The sequence below is a fragment of the Ruegeria meonggei genome (assembly GCF_042768335.1).
GTDB classification, from domain to species: Bacteria; Pseudomonadota; Alphaproteobacteria; order Rhodobacterales; family Rhodobacteraceae; genus Ruegeria; species Ruegeria meonggei.
In genome coordinates this window covers 50175-70900 of the sequence record NZ_JAXHBT010000003.1, presented here as the reverse complement: position 1 = coordinate 70900, position 20726 = coordinate 50175, and the positions used below count along the sequence as shown (strand labels likewise).

Genomic DNA, 20726 nt, shown 5'->3' with positions numbered 1-20726 from the left:
AAAAAATGCCCGACTCATCGCCGAATTCTTTGAACCCGCCGCCAAACCGTGATCATTTATTGCCAGAGATAAGAGACAATACATTTGCCACGGTGCCGCTGAACATGAACATACCCCCCCCCCAGTCACGGGCAGCCACAGCCGCCGACCCGACTACGCCGACGCTGAGCATCGTCGTTCCCATGTTCAACGAAGAAGATACCCTGCCCGCCCTGTTCCATCGCCTTGGGCAGGCGATGGATAAAATAGGGGAAAGCTATGAAATCATATGCGTCAATGACGGCAGCACAGACGGCACCGCCAGAGTGCTGGCCGAGGCGCATGACCGCGACGGTCGTATCAAAGTGCTGAATTTCTCGCGCAATTTCGGAAAAGAGGTTGCACTAACGGCTGGGCTGGATGCCACCTCGGGCGCGGCTGTCGTTCCGATTGACGCCGACCTGCAGGATCCGCCCGAACTGATCGCAGACTTTCTGGAAAAGTGGCGCGAAGGGTATGACGTGGTTTATGGTGTCCGGCGCAATCGTGAAACAGACACTGTGCTGAAACGCTGGTCAGCGGCAAAGTTCTATCAAACAATCAACAGGTTATCCGGCGTTAGTATCCCCTCCAACACCGGGGATTTCCGCCTTATGGACAGGCGCGTCGTTGGCGCGGTCGGTCGATTGCGGGAACGCAATCGCTTCATGAAGGGGCTTTTTGCCTGGGTTGGGTTTCGGCATGCCGAGGTCTTTTATGACCGACCCGAGCGCATCGCCGGTGAAACCAAGTTCAACTACTGGCGGCTCTGGAATTTCGCACTGGACGGGATCACGGGGTTCAGCACGGTCCCGCTGCGGATCGCCGGCTATATCGGAATGCTCACCGCTATTGGTGCGATCTTTTATGGCATCTTTCTGATCGTGCGGACATTGATCTACGGCATTGATGTTCCGGGCTATGCCTCTCTGATGGTCGCGGTTTTGCTGATCGGCGGCCTGCAACTCATTGTATTGGGCGTGATCGGGGAATATCTTGGGCGCCTCTACGAAGAGTCGCGAAAACGCCCGCTGTACATCGTAGAAAGCAGCTTGGGTCTGACACAGGACAAATAGTTGTTTTATGCGGCGTGCGGCAGAAGCCTCATTTTTATTTCAATCGGTTATATTCAAGAAGATTGTTCACAGTCTGAACACTGCCCAACCGCCTCGATTCACTTGCGCCGATAGACAAGAACCCGCCCATCCCCAAGCGTTCCGGCGAAGGCGCGTACGAATTCCAGTTGCCCCTCGACATCTGTCTCCAGCCTTGGAATGACACGGAACATCCGGTTCGGAAACAGAACCACCAGCGCCATAGGTCCGGGCTGGGCCATCGCCTGGTCGTAACCATCCGCATCACCGATGGTTGTCCAATCCGCGCCGAAATGGCTTTCGAAAACCGGACCCCCGGGGTTGATGGCGTAAACCCGTTCGGATGGCCCGCGCGTTCCTTCCACAAAGTCGAAGGCCCCGGCCAGATCCTGCTTGGGTGCATCATAGTTGCGCTGCACCAGAAACACAGACACGACAACCATTGCCAGAACACCCGCGGCAAACAGCACCCGCCCTAGCTGAGGTCGCTTTAATAACCGCGCCACAAGACCGGCCCCATATCCGCAGCCGACAACGACCAGAACGATGACAGGGCCAATATCGACGAAGAAGAACCTCGGCCAGATCCGCATGTCCAGCGACATGAGGATGGCCAGCGTCACCGCTATATGCATGGCAATGGCGACAAAAAACAGCGGCTGCGCCGAATGCGTCCCTAATGCGCCAAAGGCAATTGTTGCCAGCCCAACGATGGCCACGATCAGCGTCAGGGAACCGGTATTGCCGATTGTGGTTCGCAGGCCCTCTACCATGGTCCAGACCGGGCTCTGGTAAACCTGCATTTTGTCGACGGCGGATGTTGCTGAAATCTCGCCCATGGTGTTCAGGAGACTGGGCAAAACCGGCAGATAGGCCAAAAGGGTCAGAACCAGCGCGATAGCAACGCCGATCAGCGGCCGCAGCACCCATTCGCGGGTCAGGGTATCCCGTCCAAACCCCGTCACCAACGAGATCAGCCAGACAAGCCCTAACGCGACAAAGAAAAACGCGCCGGTCAGATGTGTGAAAACAGCGGCGGCGGCGGTTAGCCCAAAGGCAATCCAGGTTCCCATCGCCGGGCGATGCACACCCCGCAGAAAGAGAACGAGGCCAAGCACGCTCCAGAAAGCAAGCTCGGTATATCCGCGCGCGTTCTGTGAGAACCAGACCTGATGGTAGGACAGCGCCACAAGCAGGGCGGATACATGCGCGATCCTGGTGTTGGCGACCTCTTTGGCCAGCCACCAAATCGCAGCGACCGTACCGACGCCGAACAAGACGGCCGGGAAACGATAGGCCCAGGCTTCCTCCCCGAAAATCTGCGAGAACAGCTTGGCCTTCATGCTGAAGAAGTAATGATGGTTCATCGAGTATTCGCGCATCATGTCGCTCCAGGGCAGGCGAACATGTGTGTCGACAGTCCAGATCTCATCATACCAAAGCGGTGTGTTCAGCCCCGCAGTCCTCAGCACTGCAGCAAGCAGGAGGATGAACAGAAGAATTGCCAGATCATTGCGGCCAATCGCGGGGGATGGCGGGGTCATGTCAGATTCTCCGATCACACTCGCATCTCCGGGCACCAAACCAATCCTGACCTTGCGCGGGCCAGGCACAGCCGCTCGCTGAAACCTGCCTGATTATTCCCGTTCCCAGGCCATGCGTCGAAGCGAATATACTGGCGCTGGTGCATTTTGATGTGAACTGTCTCTTGATTACAGACATTTTCAATACAAGACCCGGGTTGTTGAAGGGTTGAGAAATTCGACCTTATGGATATGCCTCAGTGTACAAGCGAAGCGCGTCAGTTCTGCAATAAATGCTGATCCAGCAAGACCGGCATAATCCAGTTTGCACCAAACTCGCTTAGATGATCGTCATCGCGGTAAACGGGGCGGCCATCCAGTTGGATACGGCAGAACTCCTCGCATAAAATATCGGCCGGGCGCGCAAGTGCTACGCCGAATTCCCGACCGGCTGCCGCCAGAATTGCGTAAGAGCGGGTGTTGCGGTGGTCAAACTCCTCCCGTGACGGGGGCACGCGCAACCGGGTCCCGAACGCGGCGCTGCCCGCGAGGGCATCGGGAACGTTAAACCCGATCTCTGGGATCGACCCGACGATAAGAACCTCGATGCCCCGGCCTCTCAGCCGCTGAAGAAGCCGTTTCAGACCCTGTTCCACGTGTTTTGGATTATCCGCAATCCCGGTGGGGCGCTCATCACTTGCTGCCAGAACAGCTGATTTACCCTCTTCCCCAGAAACCCGAACGCCTTCCGTCGCCAAAGCCCAACGTGATGCCACGACAACCGCATCGAGATCGGGCAGCTGTTCGATATAGCGCGCCACCATTTCATTATAGGTGTCACACCCGTGAACGGGCGCCATGTCAGCACGGCGAACCCCCAGCAGCGCAGGGCAGCCAAACTTTACAAAGGCCTTCCCCGGTATGCCGTTGTCTTTCAGCCAGGAATTTATGCCCGGAAGCAAAGACCCTGCGTGGGAATCCCCCCACACGACAACACGGGGTCCTGCTTCGGCCTGAACAGGTGCCCCTATCTTACAAGGCTCCTCTCCCTCAACCCATCGTCTGCACGCATCCATCAGATAGTGGGATTCCTTGAACTTGTTCATTTTGGCCGCCAGCTCGGCGGGAACCCTGCTTGGGACACCCTCTTTCGCCACCAGAGTAACGGCCAGCCCCAATATAAGCGCGGCACCGATGCCAGCGCCTGCAAAGATACGGCCCCTTGAAAACCCGCCCTTGCCTGCGGGAATGCGGAAGGGCCGCTCGATCAGGTACATGCTTGCCGCCGCAAGCAGGACAGACAGCAAAACACAGGCCAGCGCCGTCATCACCGGCAGGTCCGCGCTGCCGTTTTGCACTCGGGCCGCGACAAGGATCGGCCAATGCCACAGATACAGCGAATAAGAGATTAGCCCGATCCAGACAACCGGACGCAAAGCCAGCAACCTGCCAGCAATCGAGGTGCCGTGCATTCCTGCCCAGATCAAAAACGCTGCACCGGCGCAGGGCGGTACGGCCATAAAACCGGGGAAGGGCGTATCCTCGGATATCAACACGATGCTGCCGGCGATCATGACCAGGCCGATCAGCCCAATTGCCTCGGCGGCCCACGGGCGGCGGAGCGCCGGAAAGGCTCCGATTGCCAACAGCGCTCCTAACCCCAGTTCCCACACCCGCATCGGCGTGAGATAAAAATTAGCAATCGGCGCGGCGGTCGTGGCCCATATCGAAAGTCCCAGGGATATGAGTGAAATCACTGCAATCACACCAACCCAAAAGCTGCGCGATTGCTTTGCCATCAACCACAATAATATTGGAAACCCAAGATAGAACTGCTCTTCAACCGCCAGAGACCAGGTATGAAGCAGCGGCGCCAGTTCGACCCCTCTGCCAAAGTAATCCCCCGCCGCATCCCAAAACCACACGTTAGATACAAAAAGCAGCGTTGCCGCGGTGGATCTTGCAAGCGCGTCGTACTGGCTGGGCAACAAAAGAAACCACCCGACGGCCAGACAGGCGACAAGCACGGCGAAAAGCGCCGGTAGGATGCGTCTGGCCCTGCGTTCGTAAAAGGAGAGCAACGAGAACTGACCGTCGCGAATTTCCCGCGTCAAAATTCTAGTGATCAGAAAGCCGGAGATGACGAAAAATATGTCCACACCTACGAACCCGCCCGGAACCGTGGCAAAGCCAGCATGGTGCAGGACAACGGGAACTACGGCGACAGCGCGAAGCCCGTCAATGTCCGGCCTGTAGGAGATTTTCGACACTCGGTTCACATAAACCACTTAACCCAGAAAATTTTCACCACTTCTATTTGCTTCAATCAGGTTTCAGGGTGCATTTTTTGGGTCTGACTGCAAGCCTTGCGCACCCCGGCCCAACGGCCTGTTCGTTTATTTCAACAACCCATCCAGATAGGCCCCGTATTCATTCTTGGCGAACATCTCTGCCCGCTGGCGCAGTTCTTCCTCGTTGATCCAGCCCAATTGCCAGGCGATCTCTTCCGGGCAGCCGGTTTGCAAACCCTGACGTTCTTCCAGCGTCCGCACGAAATTGCCCGCGTCCAGCAGGCTGGCATGGGTGCCCGTATCCAGCCAAGCATAGCCGCGCCCCATGGTTTCGACCCTAAGCTGGCCTTCTTCCAGATACATCTGCAACAGGTCGGTAATCTCCAACTCTCCCCGCGCCGAGGGCTGTACCTTTTTCGCGCGCTCAGGCGCGGAACCATCGAGGAAATACAGGCCCGTCACCGCATAGTTCGACGGAGGCGTCGAGGGTTTTTCAATGATTTCCCGCGCCCGTCCGTCCTCATCGAACGCCACCACGCCATAGCGTTTGGGATCAGCCACGTGATAGCCGAACACCGTTCCGCCTTCGACATGACTGTCAGCCGCCGCCAGTAACTTGGGCAGGCCATGACCGAAAAAGACGTTGTCCCCCAGCACCAGCGCCGAGGGCGCGCCGGCCAGGAATTCTTCGGCGAGGATGAAGGCCTGCGCCAGGCCGTCGGGGTTGGGTTGCACTACATAGGTCAAGCTGATCCCCCATTGGCTGCCGTCCCCCAGCGTGCGCTTGAACTGGTCCTGATCCTGCGGGGTGGTGATCACGCAGATATCGCGGATACCGGCCAGCATCAGCACCGACAGCGGGTAATAGATCATCGGCTTGTCATAGAGCGGCAGTAGCTGTTTTGAGACCGCCATCGTGATCGGATACAGACGGGTGCCCGATCCCCCGGCCAGAATGATGCCTTTGCGTGTACTCATGATGCGTCTTCCAGTTCTCTCAGAATATCGCTTAAGCCCTGCCGCCAGTCCGGACGTGTGATACCGAAACTTGTTTCCAGTGAGGAGCAATCAAGGCGGGAATTCAATGGCCGTCGCGCGGGGGTGGGATATTGGCTGGACGGGATGTCCGTTACATCACAATCAGTCTCTAATTCGCCAAATATTGCGCGCGCAAACCCGGCCCAGCTGACATCCGGCGCGCCCGAAAAATGGTAGATACCCGCCTTGTCCGCGTCTTCGGTTAGCTGTTGTGCCATGGACAGGCATGCCGCTGCGATATCCCGCGCGGGGGTCGGGCCGCCGATCTGATCGGCAACAATAGATAGCTGATCCCGTTCAACCCCCAGCCGCCGCATCGTCTTGACGAAATTGTTGCCGTGGGCCGACACCACCCAGGAGGTGCGCAAAATGCCATAGGCGCCGCCGACCCGCGCGATCCCCTGCTCTCCGGCCAGTTTCGAGCGCCCATAGGCCCCCAGCGGCCCGGTCGGATCACCGGGTTTCCATGAGGCCTCACCCGACCCATCAAACGCGTAATCCGTCGAAATAGAGACGAAAGGGATGCCCAAAGCAGTGCACTCTTGTGCCATTGCTGTGGGCGCATCCCCGTTGATCACAGTTGCCAGTGCCTCTTCTTCCTCGGCCCGGTCCACGGCGGTATAAGCCGCCGCGTTGATCACGGCCTGCGGCATGGTTGCCCGGATCGCGGCGGCACAGGCCGCAGGATGCGTTAGATCCGCTGCCATACGGTCCAGACATTTCACGCCATCATGAACAGCCAGTTCCTGCGCAACCTGCCCGGTTTTGCCAAAGACAAGTATAGTCATGCCTTCACACCTAGCCGTTGACCGACGCCGTCACGGCCCTGCAGCGCCCGCCACCAGCTTTCATTGTTCAGATACCACTGCACGGTTCTTTCCAGCCCTTCCTCAACGCTAACAGAGGGCCGCCAGCCCAGCTCTTCCCGGATGCGGGTCGGATCGATGGCATAGCGGGCATCATGCCCCGGACGATCAGCGACAAAGGTGATCAGATCGGCATAAGGCGCAGCCCCGGGGCGCAGCCGGTCCAGAATACCGCACAGCATCTGCACCAGTTGCAGATTGGTACACTCGTTTTCGCCACCGATATTGTAGCTGCGCCCAACCTGGCCCTTTCGAACCACCAGCAGTAGCGCCTCGGCGTGGTCTTCGACGTATAACCAGTCTCTAACGTTGGACCCATCGCCATATATCGGCAACGGCTTGCCCGCCAGAGCGTTCAAAATGGTGACTGGGATCAGCTTTTCCGGGAAATGATATGGGCCGTAATTGTTGGAGCAATTCGTCAGCACCACCGGCAGCCCATAGGTTTCACCCCAGGCGCGCACCAGATGATCGCTGGACGCCTTGCTGGCTGAATAAGGCGAACGGGGATCATAAGGTGTCTCTTCAGTGAACTGTCCGGTTGCGCCTAGCGAGCCGTAAACCTCATCGGTGGAGATGTGGTGGAATCGGAAACTGCCCGGCCTCCCCTGCCCTTCCCAGTATCCTCTCGCCGCTTCCAACAAGGTATAGGTCCCGGTGACGTTAGTTTCGATAAAGGCACCGGGCCCGTCAATCGAGCGGTCCACATGGCTTTCCGCCGCCAGATGCATGATCGCGTCCGGGGCATGGGCGGCCAGCGCGCGGTCCATGGCGGTCTGATCCCGAATATCAGCCTCTAAAAAGGAATAATTTGGATGATCTGCCACTCCGACCACGTTCTCAAGACAGGCCGCATAGGTCAGCGCATCCAGATTTACCACCTGGTGCCCGTCTGCGATCGCCCGCCGCACCACGGCCGAGCCGATAAAGCCCGCGCCACCTGTCACCAGAAGCTTCATGAGGCGCCCTCCCAGACAAACGGGCTGTCGAAATCGACCAATGCAGGCGCGGCCTTGTCCTTATCGGACAGCACCGGAGCGCCGGTCAGCCCCCAATCGATGCCGCAACTGTCCCAGCGCACCGCTCCATCGCAGTCCGGAGCGTAATAATCGGTGCATTTATAGCAAATCTCGGTGTCAGGCTCTCGTGTCACAAAGCCATGCAGAAATCCTTTGGGCACCAATAGCTGTTTTCCATTTTCCGCCGTCAGATCCACCCCGACCCACTGCCCATAGGTCAGTGAACCTTTGCGGATATCGACAACAACGTCGAACAGCGTCCCTCGCCCGCAGCGCACCAGCTTGTCCTGAGCGTGAGGTGGAGATTGAAAATGCAGCCCACGAAGGGTGCCGACCCCGGCGGAAACCGAGTGATTGTCCTGCACGAATTCCAGAGAGATTCCATGCGCCTCAAGGGTTTTGCGGTTCCAGGATTCGGAAAAGAAGCCGCGCGCATCACCGAACCGCCTCGGCGTCAGGATCAGGACGCCCGGTAAGGCGGTATCTTCAATCTGCATCTACTCAAAACCCATTTAACACAACATGGTCATAGCAACTGAATACTGGGCTGTCATGAAAGGGATACGAATAGAACAGACCGTGTTGCAACCAAAGATCAACCCAGCCTCTGGCCACAAAGACAGGCTGGATGCTACGCATCGGCAATGGGCGGAATGAAATCCGTTGCCGATTGTGTTGCGCCCTCTTCCTGGATACGTCAGACTGTAACGCGCTTTGTGATCGCCGAAACCAGATCACCCACATTCTGGAGGTTTGCAACCTCTCCGGTGCTGAACTCAAGCCCGGAAAAGGCTTTCTCGATGGCAATCAGCAACTGGATGTTCGTCAGCGAATCCCAGTCCTCGACATCTTCAGCAGTGGTCTCGGGGCTCAATGTGATCTCGTCATCCTCGAAGACGTCCCGAAAGACCGATGTTAAGCGCTGCCATACCTCACTCTCGGTCACGCAAAATCCTCCACTATTTCAATGTTAACTGGAAACGGCTCGAACCCGGCAAGGTTTCGGGTCCACTTTGTGGCGTTATCTTCCGCAATACCGTCCCTCTCAAAATTGAGGTCGGCATAGAGGTTTTCGACCAGACCGTTCTTTGCCGTTGACCGATAGATTCCCCTGACATGCGAAATCCCGCGACGCGCGGCTTTCTGCATCAGATAATTCGCCATTGCAAATTCGGCACCCCGTTTGAAAACGCGGCAGCTCATCAGCCAAAGGTCGAGTGTAAGCGTGTCGCCGTCCACCGTTCCGGCGGCAACGCTGATAATGCCATTGTCACCAAAGGTGTCCTTTAACCTCATATAGGCGGTGAGAGCGGTGTCACTGGCGGCTAACGCCTCGACCTCGGATCGTGTCAGCCGCCGGGTGGTCAAGTTAAACTGGTTGGTTTTGTTGATAAGCTGCGTAATCCGGTCCAGATGCTCTGGCTCGAACGGGCGGATCACGGCTTTCTGGTTCAACGAGCGCAGGTAGCTGTCATAATCCACCGCGCTTTCCGCAAGCTCCGTGCGCGAGCGGTTGGCGGCATATTGTTCGGATTTATTACGGTCCTCGCTGGTAATCTCGATCGTCTCAAGCCAGCCCGACCGGCTGAGAAGATTTGGGTATTCTGAAGGGTCTGCGCCCAGTTCCAGCACGCGTACTTCCGGTAAGCTCTGCCGCACCAAGGCACGTTCCGCCGGGTTATCATCGACAAAGACGATCGCATCGAGCCCGATGTTCAGCTCTCTTGCGATGGCCGCGATGCTATCCGGCTTGGGCCCCCAGTTCGCCTTGAACGAAACGAAGTCGGCGAATTTCAGCGCCATGTCATCCAGCTTGTCGAACGGCGCACGCGCGTTGTCTTCTTCGTTTTTTGAGGCCACGGCAAGCAGAATGCCCCGTGATTTCAGCTCTAGCAGGTAGTTCTGGAAAGCCAGGAACGCCTCACCTTCCGCACTGCCCTGACCAACCTTTATACCATTCACTCCGTCATCCCCGACAACGCCGCCCCACAGGGTATTATCGAGATCAAGCACGATACATTTCGAAGTCTTGCCATAGATGGCTGCGATGATCCCCGCCGTGTCGCGCACAAGCGGAATCATGCAGTCAAACGAGACGGGTTGCTTGGCGTGGTACCAAAAACGGGGGTCGAACCATTGCTGGACCCCGTGGCGGGCAGAGAGAAGTTCCACGTCTAATGTATGGACAAATTTCGGAGCCTGTTCAGCCAATAGCTGATTGATCCGGCGCACGAAATTGGTTCGATCCCAAGGAAGACGACGGCTGAGATGACCGGTCACGGATGTCGGCGGCAGATGCAGGTTGCCAAGTATGATGTCAGTGCCGGTTTCCCGGTTGAACGTTATGCAGATGTTGTTCAGCCACAGGTCGACGAACCGGTTGGCCAGAATCGCCACGTCTGCTTCTGTGTCGCCCACGGCAGGCCATTCCGTGATGTCGGGCAGCCCAAGCAGAAGAATTGCAATCTGCGGTATGAAACTGGCAGTCGCGCTTGCCGGGTCCAGAAGCTCGGCGACATGGGTGTTGAAGTCCGGGCGGTGAATGCGGGCGCGGATACCAAAGCTGTCGAGTTCGGCGCGAAGAGGAATCTCAAGGAAATCCGTCGTCGCGCCGCTCAGAAGCGCGATCCGCAATTCGTTGCGCCCGTCTTCGCTGGTGACCCGGTCGATCTTGCGCCATTTGCGGCACAAAGAGAGATAATCCTGGATGGATTCGGTTGCACGAAGAGCACCCAGAACCTGAGTCCGCGCTGTATCGCAGGCGGCATCTATGCCGGTATACTCACGCCCGGCCCTAACATCAAAAACCACTTACCCACCCCCAAAATTTAGGGTACCTATTCAAACAATATCATTAATCGCAGTAGCGTCGGAATCCAATTCTCTTACTTATATACGTTATTTCAGTAACGATTGCACCCAAACTATGACACGGTCTGTCAGGCGCTGCGATCCTTTCGGTAAAGTATGTTCAGCGTCGAAAAACTCACTATCGTCCGTGAAGGTACTCAGATCGAGGAACGGCGCCCCGCCAACACCATCTCGGATCACCCCGAGGTAGTCGTCGTACTCGAAAGCAAAACGATCGCGGGAGTATGACCTTTCCGGCATATTGACGACCGCCACACCAATTCCGTGCTCGCTGAGGAACTTCATAAGCTGGCGTAAACGCTCAGATGCAGCGTCACCATTCGCACGCGCATCCCAGTCGAAAACGGATTCCCACCAGCTGCCGGACATATAGACGGCAAGGTCCGCCTCGCTCAGACCAGCGGTTCTGGCGAATTTATACGGTGAAACGGAGCGGAGTTGCCTCTGAACGCGGGCTTTCCAGAAGTTCAGCAATCCGGCCTTGCGCAAGATGGTTTCACCAAGCGGCCATTCTTCGACGGAACGTCCGAAATGCCCTGCCCACGCACGCAGCGCAGTGCGGAAACGCTCGGGCTGCTTGCCGATGAACCGCATTTTGGCCAAAACGGCACCAAACGCAGATTTTTTTTGCAGCACGACCCCATTCGGACCAGTAGTAATCGACCAGGCACTGTAGGTATCGACAATCGTTTTCATAGGCCGCTCGGGTGGAAGGTTCGCAACAAACCGGGGCCCAAGACCAAGGATCACATAGTCCGGCAACGCATCTTCACCATAGGCAAACTCGATGAGCTTCAGCGCAATCATCACGTCTTCGATTGTTCCAAGGCTAATACCGCCCTGGTAGATGTGATAGTTGGGAAAAGCTTCCTGCATCTGTCCCCAACGCAGGTTCTCGCGCATCGTGGACGGTCCGGTCAGCATAATGACCGGCTTGCCCTGCGCCACAAACTGCGACGGCAATAGAAAGCGGTACCAATCCTCCTGTTTGAACGGAAACATATACAAATTGCGCTCGGCGCTGATGGCCAGCCAGACAAACCCTGTGAAGATCAGTGCAACGATGGCCCCAATAGTGCTAAGGGCCGCGACCGAGAGGCGCAGTTTCCTAGAAACCCGTGTAGACAAAGTCGACCTCCGTCGCGGAGAAAACAAAAAGGACACTGATGAGGCTAACCGCGACGAGGATCTTCAGTGTCACCCGAAGAGACCGGTTGGGAAAAAGGGTCGACCACATCACATAAGGCCTTTCAAAAGCGCAACCACGCTTTGCGTGTCCAACTGGAAGAACAGGAAAGCAAAAGCGGCCGCGTGAAATGTAATCGCCATTCCGACAACCCGTCCGGGCCAGCTTGCCCTGATCTTACGCAACCGCTTCTTGCCGAAACGCGCCGTCAGGACATGATCCCATATCCGGTAGATGGCGAGCCACGTCCCGTGCACAAGACCAAAGATCAAAAACCCGATTGTGGTGCCGTGCCAGAGGCCCGAGACAAGCATGGTCAGCATGGCAGCAATGATACCGGCAGCCAGCGGCAGACTGGCGAAAGAACTGGAACTGAGCGCCTTTTTATACACCGGGTTGAAGACATAGTCGGTTAACCACAATGTCAGAGATCGGTGCTGGCGCAGCCAGAAATCCGCAATGTTCTGAGCTAAATACGGGTTGTTGAAATTCTCTGGCGGGCGAATGCCCATCAGGCTGCCGATACCGATCACTACATCGCAGTAGCCCGAGAAATTCATGTAGAGGAAAAAGTAGAAGGCCGCCAACTGAACCCAGAATTCACTCAGGCTCAGCGCAAGGACATCGGTATTAGGCTGAAGCGCGAAACGGAAGAAAAGCGTTCCGATAACGTAAACTTTGACCAGCCCCCAGAGTATCCTCAGTCCGGCATCAAGATGGGCCTCGTACGTCATCTCAATGGCGCGGCTTCGGTCTTCCCATTGGTCGCGAAAATCCTGATACCGCTGGATTGGACCCATCATGAACGTGGTGAATGCCAGCAAATAGTTCGAGTAAATGGCGGGATCGATGCGGTCGATGACACCCGACCGGGCATCGATCATCACATGCAGGATACGAAACAACAGAAAGCTCAGACCTACTGTTTGCAGGAATGATAACCGCACTGCGTCAGGCAGGAACAATCCCAGGAACTCGTAATCCAGCATGTATATGAAAACGAGGATCAGCAGGGTCGCCGACAGAATTGCCCCCCCTCTGGATGCCGTCAGATGCACACGGGTCAGCGCCCACCCCAAACCGGAAAAGAGCAAAGTCGAGGCCAAACCGATTGGGCCGAGAAGCGCAAAAATGAATGCAATGTTGGCGCTAAGAAAGCCAACCGTCCGCACATACCCGGTCGAAGACGCAACCAGAATGATGGTAAACGCCGAAAACAACAGAAATTCCCAAGACAGCAGATCAATAAACATAACACTCTGGAATAAAACTCAAAAAAGAAAACTCTTAACCCTTTCCCACGTGTTGAATCCCGAACAAATCAGACCTTAAAACAGCATATTTTAGGTAAAAAACCGGACCACTAACATGCACATTGCTTGCTAGTTTCTTCGCATTTTTGAACAAGTCAATTGGAATCCTTGTGTTATTTCCGCGCAGACTTCATTGTCACTTTCTCTGGAAAAGAGATGAGAGACACTCCGGGACGAGTATCATGCAGCGCGACCCAGCGCCCGCCCGGACCGCAGGAGAGCCGTGAAGAGGCCAGACAAAAGCGGCTGGCCTACTGCATCATAGACAACGCCATTCCCTTGAATCGGCGTTCTGTGTTATGGGCATGATGCTACTTTGTTAAGGGGTTTGCGGTGTTGCGAATTGAGGTTCAGGACCAGTCGAAGGCTATAGACAACAAAACCGGCTGCGGGTTGGACTGAAACCGGATGTGGCGCGTCATTGGTATCAACATCCTGATCCTTGCGGTGCTTCTGGTTGGCCTAGAAGCCGCGCTTGCATGGCTTGTTGCACGGGACTCTCCGACCGGTATCCGTTCCGTTGATCGGTTGGTCCGGAAAATCTACTGGGCGAATGTCTCGTATGTGCAATACCTGCCGGATTGTGCGCGTTACGACTCTGATCTGAGCTACACGTTGCGGCCCGGAAGCTGCGTTTTTGAAAATACCAGCTTCTCAACTGAGCTCGACGTGAATTCGGCAGGCTATCGCGACAGCGAAGCCTCCCTTGATGCGCCCGAGATCGTGGTTCTGGGCGATAGCCAGGCGATGGGTTGGGGTGTCAGGCAAGGGAAGACCTTTGCTGACGTTATCGAGGCGGAAACCGGGCGCAAGACGTTGAATACCGGTGTGTCGTCTTATGGCACCGCCCGAGAGCTTATGACGCTGAACCGTCTCGACCGCAGCAACCTTAAGACGGTGATTATCCAGTACAGCGACAATGACGGCTACGAAAACCGCCGCTATCTTTCTGAAGGTACGCTGTCGGCCATGCCGGAAGAAACCTATGCGCAACTTGTCGCCGGAAACGAAGAGGCAGGCGGAGGCTTCGGGCACTATCTGCCCGCCCTCTTTCAGGAGGTGCGCGGGCGGTTCGGCGGCGGCGAGGGCGAAGACGAAGACAGCGAACTGCCCATGGCTGAGCTGAAAGATCCCGATGTTCTGATCGAAGTTCTGACTAACTGGGATTGGGGAACCACCCCGCCACAACTGATTGTTTTCGATGTAAACACAGGTGGCCGGGGCGGACATTTCACAGAGGTCCTCTCGACCGCCCCAAATCTTGGCCTTTTGCGATCAAAGGTATCTGACTTACAGATTCTCCATACGCCGGACATACTCGATGCGGGCGATTATCTTTTCCCGGATGGGCATTTGTCGGAAGCGGGCCATCAAAAGCTTGCTGATGCAATTGTCGACGTGATTGCCCCGAATTGATCCCCCGACACAGCACATTGCGGTCCTTCAACTAAGCTTTGACAGGTTTGAAATGCCTCTGAATTTCGCTAAAATTGGGGTCGGCTTTGCAGGAAGATATTGCTTGATGGTGTCGATTTATACGGTTGAAAGATGAACGGTGCCAAAGCCCCATTCTGGGCTTTGTATCTTGCGGCGGCGGTTGTTGCAGCCCTCATGTTCCTGCCAACAGCTGGGATTGGTATCGCGCAATCAGGCTTCAACCCCGACGAATGGAGGTTTGCCGCCGGTCTCGAAACCGGATTTGCCGAAGTGCATGGCCGCTGGGCAACGCATTGGGCGCATGAGGTCCTCTTTGGCTGGGACACGCCAATTGCCATTCTGATCTTTATTCTTTTTGCAGCCTTGTTCGCCATCTCGGTTCTGATCGCGCACATGGCTGTTGCGCCGACCGGACCGGCGATGGCGATAGCGTCTGTTCTGCTAGTTTTTCTGGCAGGGTTTTCACATGTCTATTTGACCGCCGTTTTACATTTTCAAACGCAGGCTCCTTGGTTTTGCCTGGGTCTTTTGGCGTCTGTGGGGGCCATGACGCTGATTGCGCCCGCGCACGTAACTTCACCCTGGGGTCTGGTCTTGCGGGTCATTGTGGCAGCCGAGCTTCTGGCCATCGCGATCGGCTTCTATCAGAGCTATGCGCTGTTGGGTTTTCTGGTCCCGGTCATTGTGCTGATCCGCGTTGACCGGTACGGCCACTGGGACAGCCTGCTCTGCCTCTGTCGTGTCCTTGCCGCCTCGGTGGTTGCTCTGGTGCTGTATCAACTCCAGTTGCGGGCCACCATTTCGGTTCTTGATCTCATCCCCAATTTTCGCTTCTCGGGTGGCGTAGATCAAACTGTGATCCTTGAGAAACTGTCCGCCTTGCCCCGGATTGAAAGGCGGATTCACAGCGGCGGGCTTGTGGGTATGCCCCACCCGTATCGCGGTATTTTCCTGCTCACGGCTGCAGCGGCCTGCGGAGCAGTGCTGATGGCGGCCGCTTGTGCGCTTGTTGCGCCACGCGCCTTTTCAGGCGGGGGATGGTTCGGGGCGGTCCGGGTGCTGCTGGGCGGGTACGGCGCGCTTTTCATCCTGCCGGTTCTGATCTGGTTCCTCTATCCGGAACCCTACCTGATCGGGCGAACCATCGGGTTCATGGGCTTTGTCTTTGCCGGCGTCGTTCTGGCCTGCACCACGGTCTTTGCAAATGGGCTGGCGGGGCGCCCCGCAGCCCGGCTGATCCCGGCAGGGGGGTTGACCCTGGTGCTGGTCTTTGGCCTTGGTCAGGCGGTGGCCTCATCGCATATCTGGCCTTTGTTTCAGCGTGTTGCAGAACAGGATGTTGATCTTGCCGAGGCGATTGTGAAACAAGCCCGGTCTATTGACGGGTTTGATATCAAATCGACCCCGATCCGCTCTGTTGGCGGCCCCGCCGATCAGAACCAAAGATTCGGCAGCTTTCAGACCCCAAGCACGTTTGGCCGCGACATCGACATGAATTCCATTTTCCAGATCCTCTATGGCGCGACGGATTATGCCGGATCGGTGCTGGCCCCCCCAAAACCCTGTAGGGCCTTCCCGGAAGGAAGCTCTGTTTTCATGGCCGAAGGCACGCTTTTCGTCTGTCTCGAAGCGTCCGCTCCCCTTTCGGCAAAATCCACTTGCTTTCCGTTGGGCGCAGGCAGGAACGGTGCGTTGTGCTATTCGGGCACTATAGCGGTTCTGATTGGTCAAACCTGCGCCGACATAGATCCCGGCAACGGTCAGATCGTTGTCACTCAGATGGATGAGGCCGGGGCGCAGTTCAGGCAACATCGCTTTTATTCGCAGGCCCTGGCCACTGAGATGAACGGTCTTTGCCATCGGTTTATAGAAACGGCAGGCGAACCATTTTCGGCATTAAGCATTGAGAGCACGGGCGCGGAACCTGGGGCGCACTGGGCTGTCAAACATAAAGCTAAGGACGCCCGCACACTGGAAGAGATTTTCCTGCCCCCCACGAACCGAAATAATCCGTGACTAAGCACCGGCTTTGACAACAGTGCGCAGCGTCTTTCCATTTTGATGAGAACTGCCTTAGCGAAGTTCCGGCTTTCACCGGAAAAATCAATCACACTGATAAGAGCCTGGACTACATTCCAGCCAGTCACCAGACCCGCCCAGGATTGGTCGATCCCTTTCTGCGCTTCCCGGAAGGCAAGCTCAAACAGGTCAGCCGCCGTTGTCATGTGTCGACGTCCTCGGTCTCATCGCGTCGATCATCATCCATCCAGTCATACTCTCCAAGAGGAAACCGGGGGTGATTTTAGAAATCCTAATTTTCTCAAATTACCCGCGGAACAGTTTTTCTCTTGGAGGCAATCTCCACGCCGGGGAAAGGGGGCCCGCCCCTTTTTCTGCCAGCAGGCGTGGGTGTCGATGGACCGGCGCAGGACAGCCATGCATCGCATGGGTTGCCCAAAAAGGCCCGTCACTTTCCGGCACGATCAAGTTCATTATGGCATTCCCTGCGGGCCTCAGAGCGCTCGATTTCCCGCCGCTTACGCGGCGGGTGTGGCAGGGCTGACTGCTGCCGCATTGTGGTAGGTAGGTTCGGCGATTAAATGTATGACTTCTTCTGATCGAAGCAGGTCAGCAGGAACCTACTTCCCAAGATTTTTGGTTCTATCCGCCCTGGATCTCGTACCAGTCTCAAATCACGTTTCGCAGCAAGTCCCGATGGGCGCTTTCTTCCAATGCCCCATAGATATCATGCGCTTCCTGCAGGTGGGCGGGATCGAAATGTTTCGCGGCAGCCACGTCAGGATTCGAATGAAAATACTGTTCGAAATCCTGGCCATCAGGCGAAAGGTCAAGGGCGTCATACAACCCCTCCATCGCCGCCTGAGGAGAAGCGCGCAGATCGTCCTGCAGGAGAAAGATGCATTTGTCCTTATATGCAAGCAGGTCGCGAAAGGCGCAGGTCCAGTATTGCAGCCAGTAATCCGGCGTGTGGGTGTCCTTTTGTTTCGGTTCGAAGCCGGGAAACAGGAAGGGTTTATGCAGATTTCCGAACTCGAAATGGCCGATATCGGCCATGTAGCGGGTCACAAAACTGTCCAGGGACTGCAATTTGCTGAAGTTGTCGTGTTGCCGCAGCAGGGACTCTGCGTGGCTTTCAGGACGCCGCACCGGAACAACAATCCTGCAATCAGGGAAGGATTTTAGCAGATAAGGAATCCGGGCAATGTTGGCATTGTTCTTCGAGCAATAGCGCGTTTTCTGAACACTCTGTGACCCGGCCTGCACATTGCGCGCCCGGATAATGCTGCTCATGTGGTGACGCAGAAACCGGTCGGCCTGGTCATCTGTGTCCGCGACCTTCCACAACGCGATCGACGACCTTTTGTACCTTTCCGGCCAGAACATTTTCCAGATGACCTCCTCAAAGGCCTCTGCGCTCTCAAGGTCGATCTCCATTCCGTCCCCGTGGGCCCGCTGCTGCCGCCGCACGCCCCGCCTCTGGCCACCGGCCAGCTTATTCCACAGCACAGGGGCCGTCACAAAAGGCATATCCCGGTAAGTGTGCGTCGCCACTTCGGGCGCATCATGCAGCGCGTTGAGAACCGCTGTGGTGCCGCCTCGCGCAAGGGATGTCACGAAAATGGGTTTCGCTGCTTCCGGCTTCGCTGGGCGTGGTATCAGGCGCGCCTCGATCCGTGCGGCTGCTTTCTGAACGGTCGGGCCCGAAAAGGCTAGGTTGTGAACGAATTGATCCACCGGCGAATATTGGGACCCGCCATTCTCGTGCGGCGTTTCGCTGCGACGCAGGCGGCTGACGATTTTGACCGCTGCGAACGCCAGGACCGACACGATGACGATGTAATCCAGTCGCAGCATGACATCCAGAACCGCGCTGCCGGGCACGAGGCCAGCGAAATCGGCCAGCAGGATAGGCAGTCCCGCCGCAGCCAGCGCCAGAGCAATACGCCATGTCAGGTTCAGGCCGCCCAGGATCAGCTGCACCCCTGCCCGCCGTGCCGCAGCTTCCTTGGCATCGTCAGACAACTGGTTGTCAAACAACGCAGCCACGCCTGCCATGCTTGCGCCAACGATCTTGTGGGCAATTTCCGCGATGTTCGTCCACCACAAGGCTATAATGAACCCCGCAACGGCCAGCAGCGAAACGGCTATGGCCTGTATCATTGCGCCGGGTCGGTCTCGTTGCCTGCGTCAGCCGGGCCTTTCTTGCCGCGAAGCAGTCGCTTGAGCGGAAACCAGACCAGTCCTACCATAAGAAAGATACCACCCAGCACCACGGCGATCGTGACCGCAATAGCCCCCAGCCCGGCACCGGGGCCGATATAGGCGTGCGCCGGACTTGCCAGCATCAGAAACGGCACCCCTGCGAACAGCCACAGCGCGATCAGACGTCCCCCCGCCCAGGTTTTCGTAAACCATTTCATTGCGTGCATTCCTTCCAATCAGTTTCAAAATAACTCAATGGGTAGAGTTTTGCATTGGTGATCTCACCCACAAATTCGTCGTCGTATTTATTGACATATTCCCAGACCACAGTGCCAGCACCATCCACTTCCAACACACGCCCCGCGTCGAATTCGGTGATCAGAATTCCACCATCGTCCAGAATCTCATGCTGTCCCCGGATGACCGACAGCATCTCCTGACCGGGCTTGCTGCCGAAAACAACCTCGACCTTCCGGCTGACCGGGTCGATGGTCATGATGTTGGTATCCCGAGGCGCATCCAGCCGTGTTTTGTCACTCCGCGTGTAAGACGTCAGGTATGCGTTGTTGTTGAAGATCGAGATTTTTCCATCCGGGAGAAACTCGGGATCGTGCTGCCGGATCCAGGGGCCGGTCTGATGCCACTTCACTGTTCGCGTGGCCGGGTCCAGAACTATGACAAGGTTCAGCCCCCGCATCGAAACAACCCAGTCCCCGGCATTAAACAGCGGGAACCTGTCAGCCAGGTCCGACGGCAGTTCATCAATCTTGTTGGCGTGAAGCAACTCGCTCCGGGTCACCCCCCTCGTTTTGAAGTCCTGATTGTTGGCCGTCAGCAACGCGGTCAGGCCACTGTCCATGATTATGTCGGGGATCGACATCCGTTCCAGAACCTGCCCCTGTTCGTCAAGCCTCAGCACCACATCTTCCCAGATCGGCGCATCCGTTTCCGCAGTGAAAAAAGGCGGAAACCGATCGGCAACCTCGGCGGCGGTCCAGTCGTCGCGGCCAATCGTCAGATATCCGCCCTGTTCAGACGTCACCAGCGAATGATGAGATTGCTCGTTGAGCGCCCAGAGCAGATTGGAACACTGATCCAGCTTGGCGGTTCCGCAATATTCGTAGCTGAACACAAGGTCGCCCTTCGGCGTCAGCAGTGCCCCGTGCACATCTGTTTCTAAAGGGGTGCCAAGACCGTCACAGGGGCGAGTTCGGGCATCGGGGTAATGTTCGAAGTAATTCAAGGACCATTTGCGGATCACACTGCCATCGCGGCTCACAAGCCGTGCCTGGTTCTCGCCGTCAAAGAACCCCATCAGCAAGATGGCGTCCTTTCGATCCGCTGCGTTGTTGACCATGACGCCATCGCCCTGCCCGCGAGAGGGTTGAAGATGTTTATGAAAAGCCGCTCCTGTTAGGGACTGTTCGACAAACACCGTCCTGTACACGAGCCGAATCTGAGGAGCCGGCGGCCATTGCTTCATTTGCGCAACGATCCCATACAGGATGGATGCGCAAACGATGGCGAGCAACAGGCAAGTCCAGAACAACCGTTCAGGCAGTCTTTCAACGAAGTGCTTCATTATGTGCGCCTCAAACCCTCTAACACTGAACTTAATACCCGGTAACGCATCCGCCTTGCGGTTTAAGACTAAACCTCTTGGCCAAAAATTAGGAACATCCGGCGCCCATATTGCAAGACTTTCGTGACTATGTCGCGAAATCCGCTGGATTGTTGCTTGATCAGGCACTTTTGAAGTTGCAGCGCCCAAAGCGGGAACCGCCTGTCAAATACTCGGCAAAAAGCCCCACATCATAACCGGCGCGCCCCCAAACAAGCGCTTCGC

16 protein-coding genes are annotated in these 20726 nt (G+C 56.5%); 3 read left to right on the top strand and 13 right to left on the bottom strand.

Annotated elements, in window-relative coordinates:
- Positions 1-104: 104 nt before the first annotated feature.
- A complete protein-coding gene (locus tag SJY13_RS22995; RefSeq protein WP_377194755.1) occupies positions 105-1094 on the top strand; it encodes a glycosyltransferase family 2 protein in 990 nt (329 codons plus the stop codon).
- Between the two features lie 98 nt (positions 1095-1192).
- Here the strand turns inward: SJY13_RS22995 and SJY13_RS22990 are convergent, their stop codons facing one another.
- The 10 genes from SJY13_RS22990 to SJY13_RS22945 all read right to left on the bottom strand — a co-directional run bounded on the left by SJY13_RS22990 (position 1193) and on the right by SJY13_RS22945 (position 13159).
- The gene (locus SJY13_RS22990) at positions 1193-2656 is read right to left on the bottom strand and encodes a glycosyltransferase family 39 protein (protein WP_377194753.1); all 1464 of its coding nucleotides are present in this window, start codon (positions 2654-2656) and stop codon (positions 1193-1195) included.
- 257 nt (positions 2657-2913) lie between these two features.
- Positions 2914-4905 carry an acyltransferase family protein gene (locus SJY13_RS22985; protein ID WP_377194751.1) on the bottom strand — a complete coding sequence of 664 codons (1992 nt, stop codon included), beginning with the start codon at positions 4903-4905 and terminating at the stop codon, positions 2914-2916.
- A 126-nt stretch (positions 4906-5031) separates the two neighbouring features.
- Positions 5032-5904 carry a glucose-1-phosphate thymidylyltransferase RfbA gene (gene rfbA, locus SJY13_RS22980; RefSeq protein ID WP_377194749.1) on the bottom strand — a complete coding sequence of 291 codons (873 nt, stop codon included), beginning with the start codon at positions 5902-5904 and terminating at the stop codon, positions 5032-5034.
- Positions 5901-6752 (bottom strand): dTDP-4-dehydrorhamnose reductase, encoded by an 852-nt coding sequence (gene rfbD / locus SJY13_RS22975; RefSeq protein ID WP_377194747.1) that lies wholly within the window; start codon positions 6750-6752, stop codon positions 5901-5903. The genes rfbA and rfbD overlap by 4 nt, the downstream gene beginning before the upstream one ends.
- Positions 6749-7789 (bottom strand): dTDP-glucose 4,6-dehydratase, encoded by a 1041-nt coding sequence (gene rfbB / locus SJY13_RS22970; RefSeq protein WP_377194745.1) that lies wholly within the window; start codon positions 7787-7789, stop codon positions 6749-6751. The genes rfbD and rfbB overlap by 4 nt, the downstream gene beginning before the upstream one ends.
- Complete coding sequence (rfbC, locus tag SJY13_RS22965; protein WP_377194743.1) at positions 7786-8346, bottom strand: dTDP-4-dehydrorhamnose 3,5-epimerase; 561 nt, start codon at positions 8344-8346, stop codon at positions 7786-7788. Before rfbC ends, rfbB begins: the two co-directional genes overlap by 4 nt.
- A gap of 200 nt (positions 8347-8546) precedes the next feature.
- Positions 8547-8795 carry an acyl carrier protein gene (locus SJY13_RS22960; RefSeq protein WP_377194741.1) on the bottom strand — a complete coding sequence of 83 codons (249 nt, stop codon included), beginning with the start codon at positions 8793-8795 and terminating at the stop codon, positions 8547-8549.
- Positions 8792-10660: an HAD-IIIC family phosphatase gene (locus SJY13_RS22955; RefSeq protein ID WP_377194739.1), complete on the bottom strand. Its 1869-nt coding sequence runs from the start codon at positions 10658-10660 to the stop codon at positions 8792-8794. The genes SJY13_RS22960 and SJY13_RS22955 overlap by 4 nt, the downstream gene beginning before the upstream one ends.
- An 87-nt stretch (positions 10661-10747) precedes the next feature.
- Entirely contained in the window at positions 10748-11848 is a 1101-nt protein-coding gene (locus SJY13_RS22950; RefSeq protein ID WP_377194737.1) for a hypothetical protein, read from the bottom strand.
- Between the two features lie 108 nt (positions 11849-11956).
- A complete protein-coding gene (locus tag SJY13_RS22945; protein WP_377194735.1) occupies positions 11957-13159 on the bottom strand; it encodes an MBOAT family O-acyltransferase in 1203 nt (400 codons plus the stop codon).
- A gap of 468 nt (positions 13160-13627) precedes the next feature.
- Between SJY13_RS22945 and SJY13_RS22940 the strand changes: the two genes are divergently transcribed.
- Together SJY13_RS22940 and SJY13_RS22935 are read left to right on the top strand one after the other, a co-directional pair.
- A complete protein-coding gene (locus tag SJY13_RS22940; protein WP_377194733.1) occupies positions 13628-14635 on the top strand; it encodes a hypothetical protein in 1008 nt (335 codons plus the stop codon).
- Between the two features lie 132 nt (positions 14636-14767).
- Positions 14768-16672, top strand: coding sequence for a hypothetical protein (locus SJY13_RS22935; protein ID WP_377194731.1), 1905 nt, complete (start codon positions 14768-14770; stop codon positions 16670-16672).
- 672 nt (positions 16673-17344) lie between these two features.
- Here the strand turns inward: SJY13_RS22935 and SJY13_RS22930 are convergent.
- From SJY13_RS22930 to SJY13_RS22920, 3 genes are read right to left on the bottom strand one after another with little or no spacing between them, the layout of a single operon-like run.
- Complete coding sequence (locus SJY13_RS22930; RefSeq protein WP_377194729.1) at positions 17345-18838, bottom strand: sulfotransferase; 1494 nt, start codon at positions 18836-18838, stop codon at positions 17345-17347.
- Positions 18835-19098 (bottom strand): hypothetical protein, encoded by a 264-nt coding sequence (locus SJY13_RS22925; protein ID WP_377194727.1) that lies wholly within the window; start codon positions 19096-19098, stop codon positions 18835-18837. Before SJY13_RS22925 ends, SJY13_RS22930 begins: the two co-directional genes overlap by 4 nt.
- On the bottom strand, positions 19095-20237 hold the full coding sequence (locus SJY13_RS22920) for an arylsulfotransferase family protein (protein ID WP_377194725.1): 1143 nt from the start codon (positions 20235-20237) through the stop codon (positions 19095-19097). Before SJY13_RS22920 ends, SJY13_RS22925 begins: the two co-directional genes overlap by 4 nt.
- Positions 20238-20726: the final 489 nt, after the last annotated feature.